Origin of the sequence: uncultured Mucilaginibacter sp., from assembly GCF_937859865.1 — a bacterium.
Classification (GTDB): domain Bacteria; phylum Bacteroidota; class Bacteroidia; order Sphingobacteriales; family Sphingobacteriaceae; genus Mucilaginibacter_A.
Genome location: NZ_CALMAT010000077.1, coordinates 19874 through 34944 on the forward strand (window position 1 = coordinate 19874; position 15071 = coordinate 34944).

13 protein-coding genes, 5 tRNA genes and 1 pseudogene are annotated in these 15071 nt (G+C 39.2%); 18 read left to right on the top strand and 1 reads right to left on the bottom strand.

Annotated features, from left to right (window positions below; all coding sequences use genetic code 11):
• Nucleotides 1-89 precede the first annotated feature (89 nt).
• Entirely contained in the window at nt 90-1844 is a 1755-nt protein-coding gene (locus Q0192_RS08100) for a lysophospholipid acyltransferase family protein (RefSeq protein ID WP_299288712.1), read from the bottom strand.
• 85 nt (nt 1845-1929) lie between these two features.
• Between Q0192_RS08100 and Q0192_RS08105 the strand changes: the two genes are divergently transcribed.
• From Q0192_RS08105 to Q0192_RS08190, 18 genes and pseudogenes are all read left to right on the top strand, one after another.
• Entirely contained in the window at nt 1930-2850 is a 921-nt protein-coding gene (locus tag Q0192_RS08105; RefSeq protein ID WP_299288714.1) for a helix-hairpin-helix domain-containing protein, read from the top strand.
• A gap of 101 nt (nt 2851-2951) precedes the next feature.
• Nucleotides 2952-3143, top strand: a complete 192-nt coding sequence (gene rpsU, locus Q0192_RS08110; RefSeq protein ID WP_299288717.1) for a 30S ribosomal protein S21 — start codon at nt 2952-2954, stop codon at nt 3141-3143.
• 82 nt (nt 3144-3225) lie between these two features.
• Complete coding sequence (locus tag Q0192_RS08115) at nt 3226-4104, top strand: tyrosine-type recombinase/integrase (RefSeq protein WP_299288720.1); 879 nt, start codon at nt 3226-3228, stop codon at nt 4102-4104.
• Between the two features lie 13 nt (nt 4105-4117).
• Nucleotides 4118-4453 carry a ribosome-associated translation inhibitor RaiA gene (gene raiA, locus Q0192_RS08120; protein WP_299288723.1) on the top strand — a complete coding sequence of 112 codons (336 nt, stop codon included), beginning with the start codon at nt 4118-4120 and terminating at the stop codon, nt 4451-4453.
• A 163-nt stretch (nt 4454-4616) separates the two neighbouring features.
• Nucleotides 4617-4689: transfer RNA gene (locus Q0192_RS08125), tRNA-Thr, on the top strand.
• Between the two features lie 36 nt (nt 4690-4725).
• Nucleotides 4726-4806 (top strand) — tRNA-Tyr (locus Q0192_RS08130).
• 10 nt (nt 4807-4816) lie between these two features.
• A tRNA-Gly gene (locus tag Q0192_RS08135) sits at nt 4817-4889 on the top strand.
• Between the two features lie 67 nt (nt 4890-4956).
• Nucleotides 4957-5028, top strand: a tRNA-Thr gene (locus tag Q0192_RS08140).
• 55 nt (nt 5029-5083) lie between these two features.
• Nucleotides 5084-6271, top strand: coding sequence for an elongation factor Tu (gene tuf, locus Q0192_RS08145; protein ID WP_299288726.1), 1188 nt, complete (start codon nt 5084-5086; stop codon nt 6269-6271).
• Nucleotides 6272-6335: 64 nt separating this feature from the next.
• Nucleotides 6336-6406, top strand: a tRNA-Trp gene (locus tag Q0192_RS08150).
• 22 nt (nt 6407-6428) lie between these two features.
• A complete protein-coding gene (gene secE, locus Q0192_RS08155) occupies nt 6429-6623 on the top strand; it encodes a preprotein translocase subunit SecE (protein WP_174290608.1) in 195 nt (64 codons plus the stop codon).
• 9 nt (nt 6624-6632) lie between these two features.
• A complete protein-coding gene (gene nusG, locus Q0192_RS08160) occupies nt 6633-7175 on the top strand; it encodes a transcription termination/antitermination protein NusG (protein WP_299288732.1) in 543 nt (180 codons plus the stop codon).
• A 164-nt stretch (nt 7176-7339) separates the two neighbouring features.
• Nucleotides 7340-7783: a 50S ribosomal protein L11 gene (gene rplK, locus Q0192_RS08165; protein WP_299288735.1), complete on the top strand. Its 444-nt coding sequence runs from the start codon at nt 7340-7342 to the stop codon at nt 7781-7783.
• Nucleotides 7784-7805: 22 nt separating this feature from the next.
• A complete protein-coding gene (gene rplA, locus Q0192_RS08170) occupies nt 7806-8504 on the top strand; it encodes a 50S ribosomal protein L1 (protein ID WP_299288737.1) in 699 nt (232 codons plus the stop codon).
• 2 nt (nt 8505-8506) lie between these two features.
• Complete coding sequence (gene rplJ / locus Q0192_RS08175; protein ID WP_299288740.1) at nt 8507-9025, top strand: 50S ribosomal protein L10; 519 nt, start codon at nt 8507-8509, stop codon at nt 9023-9025.
• A gap of 58 nt (nt 9026-9083) precedes the next feature.
• Nucleotides 9084-9464: a 50S ribosomal protein L7/L12 gene (rplL, locus tag Q0192_RS08180; RefSeq protein ID WP_299288743.1), complete on the top strand. Its 381-nt coding sequence runs from the start codon at nt 9084-9086 to the stop codon at nt 9462-9464.
• 151 nt (nt 9465-9615) lie between these two features.
• Nucleotides 9616-13419: a DNA-directed RNA polymerase subunit beta gene (rpoB, locus tag Q0192_RS08185; RefSeq protein WP_299288746.1), complete on the top strand. Its 3804-nt coding sequence runs from the start codon at nt 9616-9618 to the stop codon at nt 13417-13419.
• A gap of 210 nt (nt 13420-13629) precedes the next feature.
• Nucleotides 13630-15071: pseudogene (locus Q0192_RS08190) on the top strand (DNA-directed RNA polymerase subunit beta'); the annotation flags it as partial.

A 15071-nucleotide genomic window follows, 5' to 3' on the forward strand; every position in this document is an offset into this window, starting at 1 on the left:
TTTTACCTATATAAAATTGGTGAACAATAAAAAAAGCGGTGGGCAGCCATCGCTTTTTCTTTAAAAAATTTTTGTAAAAAATAGTTTTCCTATAAGTTCTTGCCCAGTTTCTCCAACATTTCCTGCGGTACTTTTTCCAAATCCAAAACCAAAAATCCGTCTAAACAATCAGAAAATTTAGGGTCAATGTTGAAGCAGATGATCTTCGCATTTAAGGCAATGTATTGCCGAAGCAACACTGGGATTTTCATGTTCCGGGTTTCAACTTCCGAAATCAGATTATCCAAAACCTTGAACGAATTTTCGCCTGCCAAAAGAAGCTCGGTGTCAATCTTAGAAAAATCAACCTTAAACTTTTTCCGCGGCTTTACATATTGCGCCATTTCATGGTCAAAATGGTTTTTGCTGATGTAGTCCACAATCAATGATTTGGAAAATTTAGAAAAACTATTGCTGATGCTGACCGGCCCAATCAAATAACGGTAGCGCGGGTTATCAATCAAATATTTCAAAATCCCTTTCCAAAGTAAAAACAAAGGCAATGGTTTTTGCTGGTATTCTTTGCGGATAAAAGAGCGGCCCAACTCCAAACTTTTCTTCAAAACCGGTGCAAATTCGCCTTTAATTTTAAATAACTCGGCGGTGTAAAAACCTTTTTTGCCCAGGCTGTAATAAATCTCATCGCCTTTGCCAATGCGGTAAGCACCTACAATCATCTTGGTTTCGATGTCCCAAATAAACAAATGGTTATAGTAAATATCGTACTCGTCCAAATCGGAACTTTTGTTCGAGCCTTCGCCAACTTCCCGGAAAGTAATTTCACGCAACCGGCCAATTTCTTTTAAAATATTCGGGATCAGCGAAGGCGGCGAAATAAAAACCTCGTAGTTTTTTTCAACCCAAACCAAATGGTTTTCTTTCAATGCCTCAACTTCCTTTTCCATCAAATTGATGGCAACAGGCGGAGCAATTTGTTCTGCTGTTTTTTTGATTTTGAACAAGTTACGCGGGTTAAACAGCTTTCTTTCTTCTTCCAGGCCTGTGCCTAAAGCGTAAGTTTTTGCGCGGAGAAAATTCAACAGTTTAGTGGTATTGCCGGCGTAAGGAACTTCGTCTAAATTGATCGGTTTGCCAATCCGAAGCTTAATTTTATGCCCTTTTTTGTTAAACAATTCTGCCGGCAACATCGCAGTTCGCAACGTTGGATGAATTAAACTAAGCAAATTAAACAGCAAACCGTTGTTGCCATGAAAATAAACCGGCACAACCGGAAGTTTAGCTTTGGCAATGATTTTGCCTACCACCGGGTGCCATTGCTTGTCTGTTATTTCCTGGTTTTCGATTTTATAAGTTGAAACTTCTCCCGCAGGAAAAATTCCGATCGGTGTCCCGCCTTTCAGCAGTTCCAATGTATTTTTGATGCCGCTGATACTGGAAGAATGTTCAATGTTTTCAAAAGGGTTTACGGCAATAAAATAATCGCTGAGGTTTGGGATTTTCTTCAACAAAAAATTGGCCATTAGCTTGGCGTCCGGCCTTACCATACACAATATCTTCAGCAAAACCATGCCTTCCACGCCGCCATAAGGGTGGTTGGCAATGGCAATAAAACCACCGGTTGTAGGAATGTTTTTGAGTTCGTTCTCGTCAAATTCAACTTCAACGCCCATGCCTGCCAAAATCGCGTCAACAAATTCGGGGCCTTGCTTGGGCTGTGCTTGTGCAAACAGTTTGTTTACATCATTTATCTTCATAATTTCCATCAAAAAAGCAGCCAGGCCGGGCATTTTCAGCTTATCCAATTTGGTGGCCTTAGCAAATTCTTCTTTAGTGATGACTTTCATTTTCGGGATTTACAGATTTTTATTTTGTGGTAAAAGGTAAATATCCTACAATTATCCCTAATTTTCTAACCTAAACTGTTGGCGCATGGTTTCGGCTATTAAAAACTACTTTGCAATTACCAAAAAAGAGTGGAACGGCTTGCTGGTGCTGGCCATCCTGATGTTGCTGGTTTTGCTAGCGCCGGAAGTTTATCAATTATTTTCCGTGCCGGAACATGTAGATTTTACCCGGATAAAAGAAGCACAGCGAATTTTGGATGCAGCAGTTGTTGAAAAGCCAGACTATTTTCACAAGAATTATGAAAGTTATTCTCATAAATCTAATGCTTCTTTTAGCACTATAAAATCTAAACCTGTTTACTTTTCTTTCAACCCAAATAATTTGGCTGAAGAATCGTGGAAAAAATTGGGTTTAAGCGAGCGGCAAATCAAAGTGATTAAAAACTACGAAGCCAAAGGAGGGAAGTTTTACAAAAAAGAAGACCTGCAAAAAGTGTATTCGATAACTTCGAAAGATTATGCACTTTTGGAACCATATATCAATATTCCGGGCAGAGATTTTGGTAAAAATTATCCAAGTCCGGCTTCAATTTATAAAGCAAAACCGTTGGTTGTGGTAGAAATTAACCACGCTGATTCGGCACAATTGACCAAAATTAAAGGCATCGGGCCAGCTTTTGCCAACCGGATTTTAAAATACCGAAACCGGTTGGGCGGCTTTTACCGTAAAAATCAATTGATGGAAGTGTTTGGCTTGGATTCGGCAAAGTATGAAGAAATTGAAAAACAAGTTGTAATTGATCCGGCAGCAATCAGCAAAATCAATATCAATACTTGTGATTTTGATGGGTTGAAGCGAAACCCGTACCTCACTTTTAAGCAGATGAACGCAATCATCCAATATCGAAAGCAGCACGGCAACTATAAAAGCAGCAGTGATCTGAAAAACGTGGCCATTTTAACCGATGATGTGATCCGAAAATTGGAACCTTATTTTTCGTACTGAAAATTAGGTGATAAAAACAGCATCAACCGCTTGCTTTTCATTTTTTAGTTTGAAAGATTTTTGTAATTTCGCCCTCCCTGAAAGGAGGTATTGTAGGAATTATGATTATTATCAATGTAAAAGACGGCGAATCTTTAGATAAAGCGCTGAAACGTTTCAAGAAAAAATTTGAAAAAACAGGTGTTTTGAGAGAACTTCGCAGCCGTCAGGCATACGAAAAAAAATCAGTTGCCCGCAGAAATGTAGTTAAACATGCTGTTTATAAAGAGCACATGTTTTCTGACAACGTTTAAATTTTTCTTCCAAAATTTATATTCTCCACCAAAATTAAGAACTATTTGTATCTTCATGTTTTAGAAGATCCAAATAGTTTTTATGCATTTAGACTGTTTTTACATTTACATCCAACACGAAAAGCGGTTTTCCCCTCATACTTTAACGGCTTATAAAACTGATCTGCTTCAGTTTTTTGCTTTTGCTGATTCCCAAGGCAATGCTTCTTTTACCGATGTTTTTTTGGTCCGCAACTGGATTGTGCATTTGTTAGACCAGCAAAATGATGCCCGTTCCATTAACCGGAAAATGTCTTCTTTAAAAACCTACTTTAAATTTTTGTTGCGGGAAAAACTGATTGAAGACAACCCAATGTCTAAAATCCAAAGCCCTAAAACCGCCAAAAAATTACCGATCGTTATCCGGGAAGAAAAAATTAGCCAATTGTTGGACAGCGAAGAAAATTTTGAAGACGGTTTTAGCGGAACCCGCGATAAGTTGGTGGTTGAACTGCTTTTTGGAACCGGCATCCGCTTGGCCGAATTGTTAGGCTTAACTGAAACCGACATCAATTGGTACGAAAATACCATAAAAGTTACCGGTAAAAGAAGCAAAGAACGCATCGTACCGCTGAACAAAGAACTGCTGCTGTTAACAAAACAATATTTAAACGTTAAGAAAAGTAAAAGTTTTGATAACAATTCTTTAAATTTAATCGTTACGGATACTGGCAACGCGCCTTATCCGAAACTAATTTACCGTATTGTGCAGAAATATCTCGGTTACATCACCACCCAAAACAAAAAAAGTCCGCACATACTTCGCCATACTTTCGCTACAACCTTATTAAATAATGGTGCGGATTTGAATGCTATTAAAGAACTTTTAGGACACGCCAACCTGAGCGCTACACAGGTTTACACGCATAATTCTGTGGAAAGATTAAAATTAATTTATAAACAAGCCCATCCAAAGGCATAAAAAAGGAGGAACGATGAAAATTACAGTTCAGGCGATACATTTTACGGCAGACAGTAAATTGGTAGATTTTATTCAGAAAAAAGCAAACAAGCTGGATCAGTTTTTCGATCAAATTATTAGTGGCGAAGTTTATTTAAAGCTGGAAAAAGTAGAAGATGAGGCAAACAAGATTTCGGAAATAAAACTGTTAATTCCCGGAAACCAATTATTTGCAAAAGAACAATGCAAAACTTTTGAAGAAGCAACAGACCTGGCCATTGAAAGTTTGCGCAAACAAATTGACAAGCACAAACAAAAAATTCGTGCGCACGAAACCTCTTTTAAAGAGACGATTATCACTGATATTTAAAGTGTTACAAGCATTAAACGATATAAAAAAGCCGGCAAAACAATTCGTCGGCTTTTTTTGTAAAAAAGTTTTGTTCGGGATATAAAAAGTGTAGATTTGCATTCCGTTTTCAAAAGGTGTAGAAATTTGAAAAGGGATTGTTCTTTAAAGATATATAATAAATGCCTCCTTAGCTCAGCTGGTAGAGCGACTGACTTGTAATCAGTAGGTCATTGGTTCGATCCCGATAGGAGGCTCTTAAAAAGAGTAATATTTGATGCGCTTTTTAAATTGGGGGGATACCAGAGCGGTCAAATGGGACGGACTGTAAATCCGTTGCTTCGGCTACGAAGGTTCGAATCCTTCTCCCCCCACAATTTTTAAGCGGAAGTAGCTCAGTTGGTAGAGCGATAGCCTTCCAAGCTATAGGTCGCGAGTTCGAACCTCGTCTTCCGCTCTTAATAAAATTACGAGCTACGATTGACGGAATACGGATTCGTAAATCATTAATCGTAAATTAAAAAGCCGACGTAGCTCAGCGGTAGAGCACTTCCTTGGTAAGGAAGAGGTCATGGGTTCAAGTCCCATCGTTGGCTCGCATTATTATAATGTATAAAAAAGTTAATTAACCTAATAACAACATAGAAAATCATGGCAAAAGAAAAATTTGACCGAAGTAAACCGCACTTAAATATCGGTACAATTGGTCACGTTGACCACGGCAAAACTACTCTTACTGCAGCTATTACAAAAGTATTAGCCGATAAAGGCTTTTCTGAAGCGCGGTCTTTTGATTCAATTGACTCTGCCCCAGAAGAAAAAGAACGTGGTATTACGATCAATACAGCTCACGTTGAATATTCTACCGCAAACCGTCATTATGCACACGTTGACTGTCCGGGTCACGCGGATTATGTGAAAAACATGGTTACAGGTGCTGCTCAAATGGATGGTGCAATCATTGTAGTTGCTTCAACAGATGGCCCAATGCCGCAAACCCGTGAACACATTCTTTTAGCCCGTCAAGTTGGTGTGCCTTCTCTTGTTGTTTTCATGAACAAAGTGGATATGGTTGATGACCCTGAACTATTAGAATTGGTAGAGATGGAAATTCGCGAACTGTTATCTTTCTATGATTACCCAGGTGATAGCATTGCGGTTATTCAGGGATCTGCTTTAGGCGGATTGAACGGAGAGCCAAAATGGGTTGAAAAAATTATGGAGCTAATGGATGCTGTGGACACACAAATTCCTATCCCTCCACGTTTAACTGAGCTTCCTTTCTTGATGCCGGTTGAAGACGTATTCTCGATTACAGGTCGTGGTACAGTTGCAACCGGTCGTATCGAGCGTGGTATCATCAATTCTGGTGAGCAGGTTGATATTTTGGGAATGGGTGCCGAAAATTTAAAATCAACCGTTACTGGTGTAGAGATGTTCCGTAAAATTTTGGACAGAGGTGAAGCTGGTGATAACGTAGGATTATTGTTACGTGGTATTGAAAAAGAATCTATCCGTCGTGGTATGGTTATTTGCAAACCAGGTTCTGTAACTCCGCACACTGATTTTAAAGCTGAGGTTTACGTTTTATCAAAAGCTGAAGGTGGCCGTCATACGCCATTCTTTAACAAATACCGGCCGCAATTCTATTTCCGTACAACTGACGTAACCGGTGAGATTTCATTGGCCGAAGGTGTAGAAATGGTAATGCCAGGTGATAACGTTACAATTACAGTAAAACTGATCAATGCCATTGCAATGGAAAAAGGCCTGCGTTTTGCAATCCGTGAAGGTGGTAGGACAGTAGGTGCAGGTCAGGTTACTGAAATTTTGAAATAAACATTTAAGAGGTTAGTTAGGAAACATAAGCTTGTTAAAACAGGCTTATGTTTTCTTATAATAAACGGGCATAGTTCAATGGTAGAATAGAGGTCTCCAAAACCTTTGATCAGGGTTCGAATCCTTGTGCCCGTGCATTTTAGAATTAAACAACAGAATGGCTAAAGTAACCGAATACGTTAAAGAGTCTTACATCGAGTTAACCCAAAAAGTAACCTGGCCAACCTGGAGTGAATTGCAAAACAGTGCGGTTTTAGTATTGATTGCTGCTATCATCATTGCTTTGATTATTTTGGCGATGGACGAATCTGTTGGTAATTTGCTCAAATATTTTTACAAATCACTTGCATAATATTTGAACATGAGCGATCAATTGAAATGGTATGTGGTGCGGGCCATTAGTGGAAAAGAAAAAAAGGTTAAACAATACATAGAAGCCGAAGTAAATCGTTTAGGTATTGCCCATCAAATTCCGCAAGTATTAATTCCTATGGAAAAATACTACCAAATGCGCGAAGGAAAAAAGATAGCCAAAGAGCGTAACTATTTTCCAGGCTATGTTTTGATTGAAGCAGCGTTGGACGGGGAAATGGAGCACATTATTAAAAATACCAACAGTGTAATTGGTTTTTTAGGTGATAAACAAGGCAATGCAGTTCCGTTACGGCAGGCAGAAGTAAACCGTATTTTAGGTAAGGTTGACGAGATGACTATTCAAACGGAAACCATGAATGTGCCTTATTATGCGGGTGAAAATGTAAAAGTGATGGATGGACCTTTTAATGGCTTTAACGGCGTAATCGAAGAAGTTAACGAAGAGAAAAAGAAATTAAAAGTAATGGTTAAGATTTTCGGAAGGCGTACACCTTTAGAACTTAACTATATGCAGGTAGAAAAAGAGTAGGTAAAAGAAGTATCAAGTAAAAAAGTACATAGTAAAAGAAGTATCAAGACAAATCACAAGTCTAATCCTAATACTTCACACTCGATACTTACTACTCAGTATAAAAAGCTTAAATGTTACATTGCTTCCACATTATAACATTTGTTGTTAAATAAAATAGTAAAATGGCAAAAGAGGTCGGTGCACTAATCAAGTTACAAGTAAAAGGCGGCGCGGCAAACCCATCACCTCCAATTGGCCCTGCGTTGGGCGCAAAAGGGGTAAACATCATGGAGTTTTGCAAGCAGTTTAATGCACGTACACAAGATAAAGCAGGTAAAATATTACCTGTGGTTATAACTGTTTATGTTGACAAATCATTCGAGTTTATCATTAAAACACCTCCTGTTGCTGTCCAGTTATTGGAAGCATCCGGTTTAAAAGGTGGATCGGCAGAACCAAACCGTAAGAAAGTATCTAACATTTCTTGGGATCAGGTTGAAACGATTGCAAAAGATAAAATGCCCGATTTAAATGCCTTTACGGTAGAGTCGGCAATGAAAATGGTTGCTGGTACAGCACGCAGTATGGGGATTACCGTTAGTGGTAACGCACCTTGGAATAATTAACAATTAAATTCAATTTAAGACAGTGGCTAGATTAACAAAAAATCAAAAAGCAGCACTTTCCAAGATTGAGGCGAACAAATTATATTCTTTACAAGAAGCTGCTTCTTTGGTGAAGGAAATAACAACAACTAAATTTGATTCATCAGTTGATATTGATGTTCGTTTAGGGGTTGATCCGCGTAAAGCCAATCAAATGGTTCGTGGTATTGCTACTTTGCCTCACGGAACCGGTAAAACTGTCCGCGTTTTAGTTTTGTGTACACCTGACAAGGTGGAAGAAGCTAAAGCAGCCGGAGCAGATTATGCAGGTTTGGATGAGTACATTACCAAGATCGAGGGCGGTTGGACTGATGTTGATATTATCATCACCATGCCAAGCGTTATGGCAAAAGTTGGTAAACTGGGCCGTATTTTAGGTCCGCGTAACTTAATGCCTAACCCAAAATCAGGTACAGTAACCCCGGAAGTTGGTAAAGCGGTAACAGAAGTTAAAGCTGGTAAGATTGATTTTAAAGTAGATAAAACAGGCATCGTACATGCTTCTATCGGGAAAGTTTCTTTTCCGCCTGAAAAAATTTACGATAATGCCATGGAAGTTATCCAAATCATTTCAAAATTAAAACCATCTTCAGCAAAAGGTACTTACTTTAAAAGTATTCATCTTTCTTCTACAATGTCTAAAGGTATAGAAATAGAAACTAAATCAGTAGCAGGTATTTAATCATGAAGAAAGAAGAAAAATACGAAGTAGTTAACGCTTTAACCGAGCAGATTAAAGCGTATGGTAATTTCTATATTACCGATACTTCTAACCTGACCGTAGCAAAGGTAAACAGTATCCGCAGAAAATGTTTCGAAAGTGATATCGTCATTCAGGTTGCTAAAAATTCACTGATAAAAAAAGCAGTGGAAGCAATCGGAGGAGATTTTACACCGATGTACGATTCTTTAAAAGGTTCTTCCTCTGTAATGTTCTCTAAATCAACTACCGCTCCGGCAAAGTTGATTAAAGAACTTCGGAAAACAGGCGATAAACCGCTTTTAAAAGTAGCTTACATTGACGCATCGTTTTTTATTGGCGATAACCAGTTAGACGCTTTAGTTAACCTTAAATCTAAGGAACAATTAGTTGGCGAAATTATTGGCTTACTGCAATCCCCTGCTAAAAACGTTATTTCTGCTTTACAATCAGGCGGAAACATCATTGCAGGTGTAGTTAAAACATTACAGGAAAGAGGTTAACAGACACCTGAAAGTTCTGAAATTTATTACAAAGCATTAAAATTAAATTTTAAATAAAATGGCAGATTTAAAAGCGTTTGCTGAGCAGTTGGTAAACTTAACAGTAAAAGAAGTTAACGAGTTAGCTCAGATCCTAAAAGATGAATATGGTATTGAACCGGCTGCAGCCGCTGTTGCAGTGGCAGGTCCTGCTGCTGGCGGCGATGCCCCTGCTGCTGTAGAAGAGCAAACTGCTTTCAACGTTATCTTGAAAGAAGCAGGCGGCGCGAAGTTGGCAGTGGTAAAATTAGTGAAAGACTTAACTGGTCTTGGCTTGAAAGAAGCTAAAGATTTGGTTGATGGTGCACCAAAAGAAGTTAAAACCGGTGTTACCAAAGAAGAAGCCGAAACACTTAAAAAACAGTTGGAAGAAGCAGGAGCCGTTGTTGAGGTTAAATAATCCGGCGTTTTCTATCCTTATTTCAAAGACTCCGGCCTTATTTGGCCGGGGTCTATTGTTGTTTATAACACACCCATTTTTGTTTGAAGTTCAAGAAAACAACTTTAATCAAACAAGTGAAAGTTTATTCATAAACTAAAAAATTACTCCCTTGGCAAACAAAAATAATCAAAGAGTAAACTTTGCAACCAGTAAGCATGTAATTGATTACCCCGACTTTCTGGATGTACAGTTACAATCTTTTCAGGAATTTTTTCAATTAGAAACTACTTCAGACAACCGCCACAAAGAGGGCTTGTTTAAAGTGTTTGCAGAAAACTTTCCTATTTCCGATTCCAGGAACATCTTCGTTTTAGAATTCCTGGATTATTTTATTGATCCGCCACGTTATGACATTCAAGAATGTATCGAACGCGGATTGACTTATAGCGTTCCGTTAAAAGCAAAACTTCGTTTATCATGCAATGATGAGGAACACGAAGATTTTGAAACCATCGTTCAAGATGTTTATTTGGGAACTATCCCTTATATGACACCGAAAGGAACGTTTGTGGTTAATGGTGCAGAGCGTGTTATCGTATCGCAATTGCACCGTTCTCCGGGTGTGTTTTTTGGACAAAGCCGCCATACCAACGGAACAAAATTATATTCGGCCCGTGTTATTCCTTTTAAGGGTTCATGGATTGAATTTGCAACTGACGTGAACAACGTGATGTATGCTTATATTGACAGGAAGAAAAAATTTCCTGTTACTACGTTGCTTCGTGCCATTGGTTACGATTCTGATAAAGATATATTAGAATTGTTTGAACTGGCAGACGAAGTAAAAGTAAGCAAATCAGGCTTGAAGAAATTCATCGGCCGCAAACTTGCTGCAAGGGTTTTGAAAAAATGGGTTGAAGATTTCGTGGATGAAGATACAGGTGAAGTAGTTTCAATTGACCGTAACGAAATCATTTTAGAGCGTGAAACTATTTTAGAAGATGAGCATATTGATTTAATCATTGATGCTGGTGTAAAAAGTATTATCTTGAACAAAGAAGATGCTTCGACCAGCGGTGATTATACGATCATTTACAACACTTTACAAAAAGATACTTCCAATTCTGAAAAAGAAGCGGTTGAACATATATACAGGCAGTTGCGTAATGCGGAACCACCTGATGAAGAAACAGCACGTGGTATTATTGACCGCTTGTTCTTTTCCGATAAAAGATATGATTTAGGCGATGTAGGCCGTTACCGAATCAACCGCAAGTTGAAACTGGATACTTCTTATGAGACCAAAGTTTTAACCAAGCAAGACATCATTGCCATTGTTAAATACTTGATCAAATTGATCAATGTAAAAGCAGAGGTGGATGATATTGACCACTTGTCTAACCGTCGTGTTCGTACGGTTGGTGAGCAGTTGTATGCACAGTTCGGTGTTGGTTTAGCAAGAATGGCTCGTACAATTCGTGAACGGATGAATATTCGTGATAACGAAGTATTTACCCCAACAGACTTGATTAATGCCAGGACTTTATCTTCTGTGATCAATTCATTCTTCGGAACCAATCAGTTGTCTCAGTTCATGGATCAAACCAATCCATTGGCAGAGATTACGCACAAACGTCGTTTATCTGCGCTTGGGCCAGGTGGTTTATCCCGTGAGCGCGCAGGTTTCGAGGTTCGTGATGTGCATTATACGCACTATGGCCGTTTGTGTACTATTGAAACACCGGAAGGTCCAAATATTGGTTTGATTTCTTCACTTTGCGTACATGCCAAAATCAACAATTTAGGCTTTATTGAAACACCGTACAAACGGGTTGTTGCTGGTAAGGTTTCTGTTGATGAACCGGTAATTTATTTGTCTGCAGAAGATGAAGACGGAAAAACGATTGCTCAGGCAAATGCACATTACGACGAGCAAGGTAATTTTGATACGCCACGCGTAAAAGCACGTTTTGAAGGCGACTTCCCAGTAATCGAGCCTGAAAGGTTAGATTACATGGATATCGCGCCAAATCAAATTACATCTATTGCGGCTTCATTGATTCCATTTTTGGAGCATGATGATGCTAACCGTGCCTTGATGGGTTCTAACATGCAACGTCAGGCGGTGCCTTTGTTGCGTCCGGAGGCTCCAATTGTAGGTACAGGTTTGGAAGGCCGTGTTGCAAAAGATTCGCGTACGTTAATTAACGCAGAAGGTGATGGCGTTGTAGAATATGTGGATGCAAACGAGATCAGGATCAAATACGATCGTAATTACGATGACCGTTTGGTTTCTTTCGAAGGCGACACGCAAACTTACCGCTTGATTAAATTCAAGAAAACGAACCAGAGCACAACCATCAATTTAAAACCAATTGTTAAAAAAGGCCAACGGGTTGAAAAAGGACAAGTGCTTTGCGAAGGTTATGCAACTCAAGATGGTGAATTGGCTTTAGGCCGAAACATGAAAGTTGCTTTCATGCCGTGGCAAGGTTACAACTTTGAAGATGCGATTGTAATTTCAGAGCGTGTTGTATCTCAGGATATTTTTACTTCACTACACATCGAAGAATTTGAGTTGGAGGTGCGTGATACCAAACGTGGCGAAGAAGAATTGACACCGGATATCCCGAATGTTTCCGAAGAAGCAACCAAAGATTTAGATGAGCATGGTATCATCCGTGTGGGTGCAGAAGTGAAAGAAGGTGATATTTTAATTGGTAAGATTACACCGAAAGGCGAGTCAGACCCTTCACCGGAAGAAAAACTGTTGCGTGCTATTTTTGGTGATAAAGCGGGTGATGTTAAAGATGCTTCCTTAAAAACGCCTCCTTCTATTACAGGTGTTGTAATTGATACAAAATTATTTTCACGTGCTAAAAAGACTTCTAAAGCAGAAGAAAAAAGCGCACTGGAAAAATTAGATAACAAACACGAAAAGAACATCAAAGACCTTAAAAGTGCTTTGATCGAAAAGTTGTTTGAAATTGTGAACGGCAAAACATCGCAAGGCGTGTACAATGTTTACAAAGAATTGCTGGTTGCGAAAGGCGTTAAGTTCACACAAAAAATCTTGGTTGAGTTAGATTATAACAATATCAACCCAACAAAATGGACTACTGATGACGATAAGAATGATATGATTAAGCTTTTGCTTCATAACTTTAACATTAAAGTAAATGAAGAATTAGGTGCTTATCGTCGTGATAAATTTGCCATCAGCGTTGGTGATGAATTGCCTTCTGGTATTGTGCAAATGGCCAAAGTTTACATTGCTAAAAAACGCAAGTTGAAAGTTGGTGATAAAATGGCCGGCCGCCACGGTAACAAAGGTATTGTTGCACGTATCGTTCGTGATGAAGATATGCCATTTTTAGCAGACGGAACACCGGTTGATATTGTATTAAACCCGCTTGGTGTACCTTCTCGTATGAACTTGGGACAAATTTACGAAACTGTTTTAGGTTGGGCCGGAAAAGAACTGGGAATGAAGTTTGCCACGCCGATTTTCGACGGAGCTTCACATTCAGAAGTAGAAGAATGGGTAGCAAAAGCCGGCATTCCTGCTTCGGGCAGAACTTATTTGTACAACGGTTTAACTGGTGATCGTTTCGACCAACAAACTACGGTTGGTATCATTTACATGTTGAAGTTAGGCCACATGGTTGACGATAAGATGCACGCCCGTTCTATCGGACCGTACTCGTTAATCACACAACAACCATTAGGCGGTAAAGCACAGTTCGGTGGTCAGCGTTTTGGTGAGATGGAAGTTTGGGCGTTAGAAGCATTCGGTGCGGCTAACATCTTGCAAGAGATTCTCACAATTAAGTCAGATGATGTAATCGGACGCGCTAAAACATACGAAGCAATCGTTAAAGGTGAGAATTTGCCAACACCTTCCGTTCCTGAATCTTTCAACGTATTGGTTCACGAATTAAGAGGTTTAGGTTTGGATATCACTTTAGAATAAGTTCTAAAATAATAAGTACGAGTGATGAGATTTTATTTTATCACTCGTACTTACAACTGCTACCCACAGCCGGTTTATTTACGATGCTTCTTTTAGCACATAAAAATTAGGATTAAAGTTTTGTTTTTAGAAGGACAAAATCAAGAACACCAATTTTAGGCCGGTAAAAGAAGCATTGCAAACCAAGCTTTTAAAATTAAAAAAAGAACTATGTCGTATAAAAAGGATAATAAAATCAAAAGCAATTTTACCACCATTACGATCAGTCTGGCTTCTCCCGAATCCATTCTGGAACGTTCGAGTGGTGAAGTGCTAAAACCAGAAACCATCAATTACCGAACTTACAAACCCGAGCGTGATGGTTTATTTTGCGAACGTATTTTTGGTCCTGTAAAAGACTACGAATGCCATTGCGGTAAATACAAACGGATCCGCTACAAAGGCATCGTTTGTGATCGTTGCGGTGTGGAAGTAACCGAGAAAAAAGTACGTCGTGAGCGTATGGGGCATATTAATTTGGTGGTTCCCGTGGCGCACATCTGGTATTTCCGTTCGTTGCCAAACAAAATTGGCTACTTACTGGGCTTGCCAACTAAAAAACTCGACCTGATTATTTATTACGAACGTTACGTGGTAATAAAACCAGGCATAAAAGAAGCAGACGGAATTTCTAAAATGGATTTCTTGACAGAAGAGGAATATTTAGATATTTTAGATACGCTTCCAAAAGAAAACCAATACTTAGACGACAAAGATCCGCAGAAATTTGTAGCTAAAATGGGTGCCGAAGCGTTGGAAGAATTGCTGAAAGGTTTAGACCTGGATCAGTTATCTTATGATCTTCGCCATCAGGCTGCAAACGAAACTTCGCAGCAACGTAAAAACGAAGCTTTAAAACGCTTGCAAGTTGTGGAAGCTTTCCGCGATTCTAAAACTAGAATTGAAAACAACCCGGAGTGGATGATCGTGAAAATTGTTCCGGTGATACCGCCAGAATTACGTCCGTTAGTTCCTTTGGAAGGTGGCCGTTTTGCAACTTCCGATTTAAATGATTTGTATCGCCGGGTAATCATCCGCAACAACCGTTTAAAACGTTTGATCGAAATCAAAGCGCCGGAAGTTATTTTGCGTAACGAAAAACGGATGCTTCAGGAAGCAGTAGATTCTTTATTTGATAACTCACGTAAAGTAAATGCTGTAAAAACCGAAGGTAACCGTGCGCTTAAATCGCTATCCGATATTTTAAAAGGTAAACAAGGTCGTTTCCGTCAAAACTTATTGGGTAAACGTGTAGATTATTCAGCACGTTCCGTAATTGTTGTTGGGCCGAACTTGAAACTGCACGAATGTGGTTTACCAAAAGATATGGCTGCCGAGCTTTTCAAACCGTTCATCATTCGTAAGATGATTGAAAGAGGTATTGTAAAAACAGTAAAATCAGCCAAGAAAATTGTTGACCGGAAAGACCCGATTGTTTGGGACATTTTGGAAAACGTTTTGAAAGGACACCCGGTATTGTTAAACCGTGCGCCAACATTGCACCGTTTGGGTATCCAATCTTTCCAGCCAAAACTGATTGAAGGAAAAGCAATCCAATTGCACCCTTTAACTTGTACGGCTTTTAACGCGGATTTTGACGGTGACCAGATGGC

Excerpts from the sequence above, each read along its gene's own strand:
- Q0192_RS08100 (WP_299288712.1), bottom strand. The coding sequence starts at position 1,844 with ATGAAAGTCATCACTAAAGAAGAATTTGCTAAGGCCACCAAATTGGAT.
- Q0192_RS08105 (WP_299288714.1), top strand. The coding sequence starts at position 1,930 with ATGGTTTCGGCTATTAAAAACTACTTTGCAATTACCAAAAAAGAGTGG.
- rpsU (WP_299288717.1), top strand. The coding sequence starts at position 2,952 with ATGATTATTATCAATGTAAAAGACGGCGAATCTTTAGATAAAGCGCTG.
- Q0192_RS08115 (WP_299288720.1), top strand. The coding sequence starts at position 3,226 with ATGCATTTAGACTGTTTTTACATTTACATCCAACACGAAAAGCGGTTT.
- raiA (WP_299288723.1), top strand. The coding sequence starts at position 4,118 with ATGAAAATTACAGTTCAGGCGATACATTTTACGGCAGACAGTAAATTG.
- tuf (WP_299288726.1), top strand. The coding sequence starts at position 5,084 with ATGGCAAAAGAAAAATTTGACCGAAGTAAACCGCACTTAAATATCGGT.
- secE (WP_174290608.1), top strand. The coding sequence starts at position 6,429 with ATGGCTAAAGTAACCGAATACGTTAAAGAGTCTTACATCGAGTTAACC.
- nusG (WP_299288732.1), top strand. The coding sequence starts at position 6,633 with ATGAGCGATCAATTGAAATGGTATGTGGTGCGGGCCATTAGTGGAAAA.
- rplK (WP_299288735.1), top strand. The coding sequence starts at position 7,340 with ATGGCAAAAGAGGTCGGTGCACTAATCAAGTTACAAGTAAAAGGCGGC.
- rplJ (WP_299288740.1), top strand. The coding sequence starts at position 8,507 with ATGAAGAAAGAAGAAAAATACGAAGTAGTTAACGCTTTAACCGAGCAG.
- rplL (WP_299288743.1), top strand. The coding sequence starts at position 9,084 with ATGGCAGATTTAAAAGCGTTTGCTGAGCAGTTGGTAAACTTAACAGTA.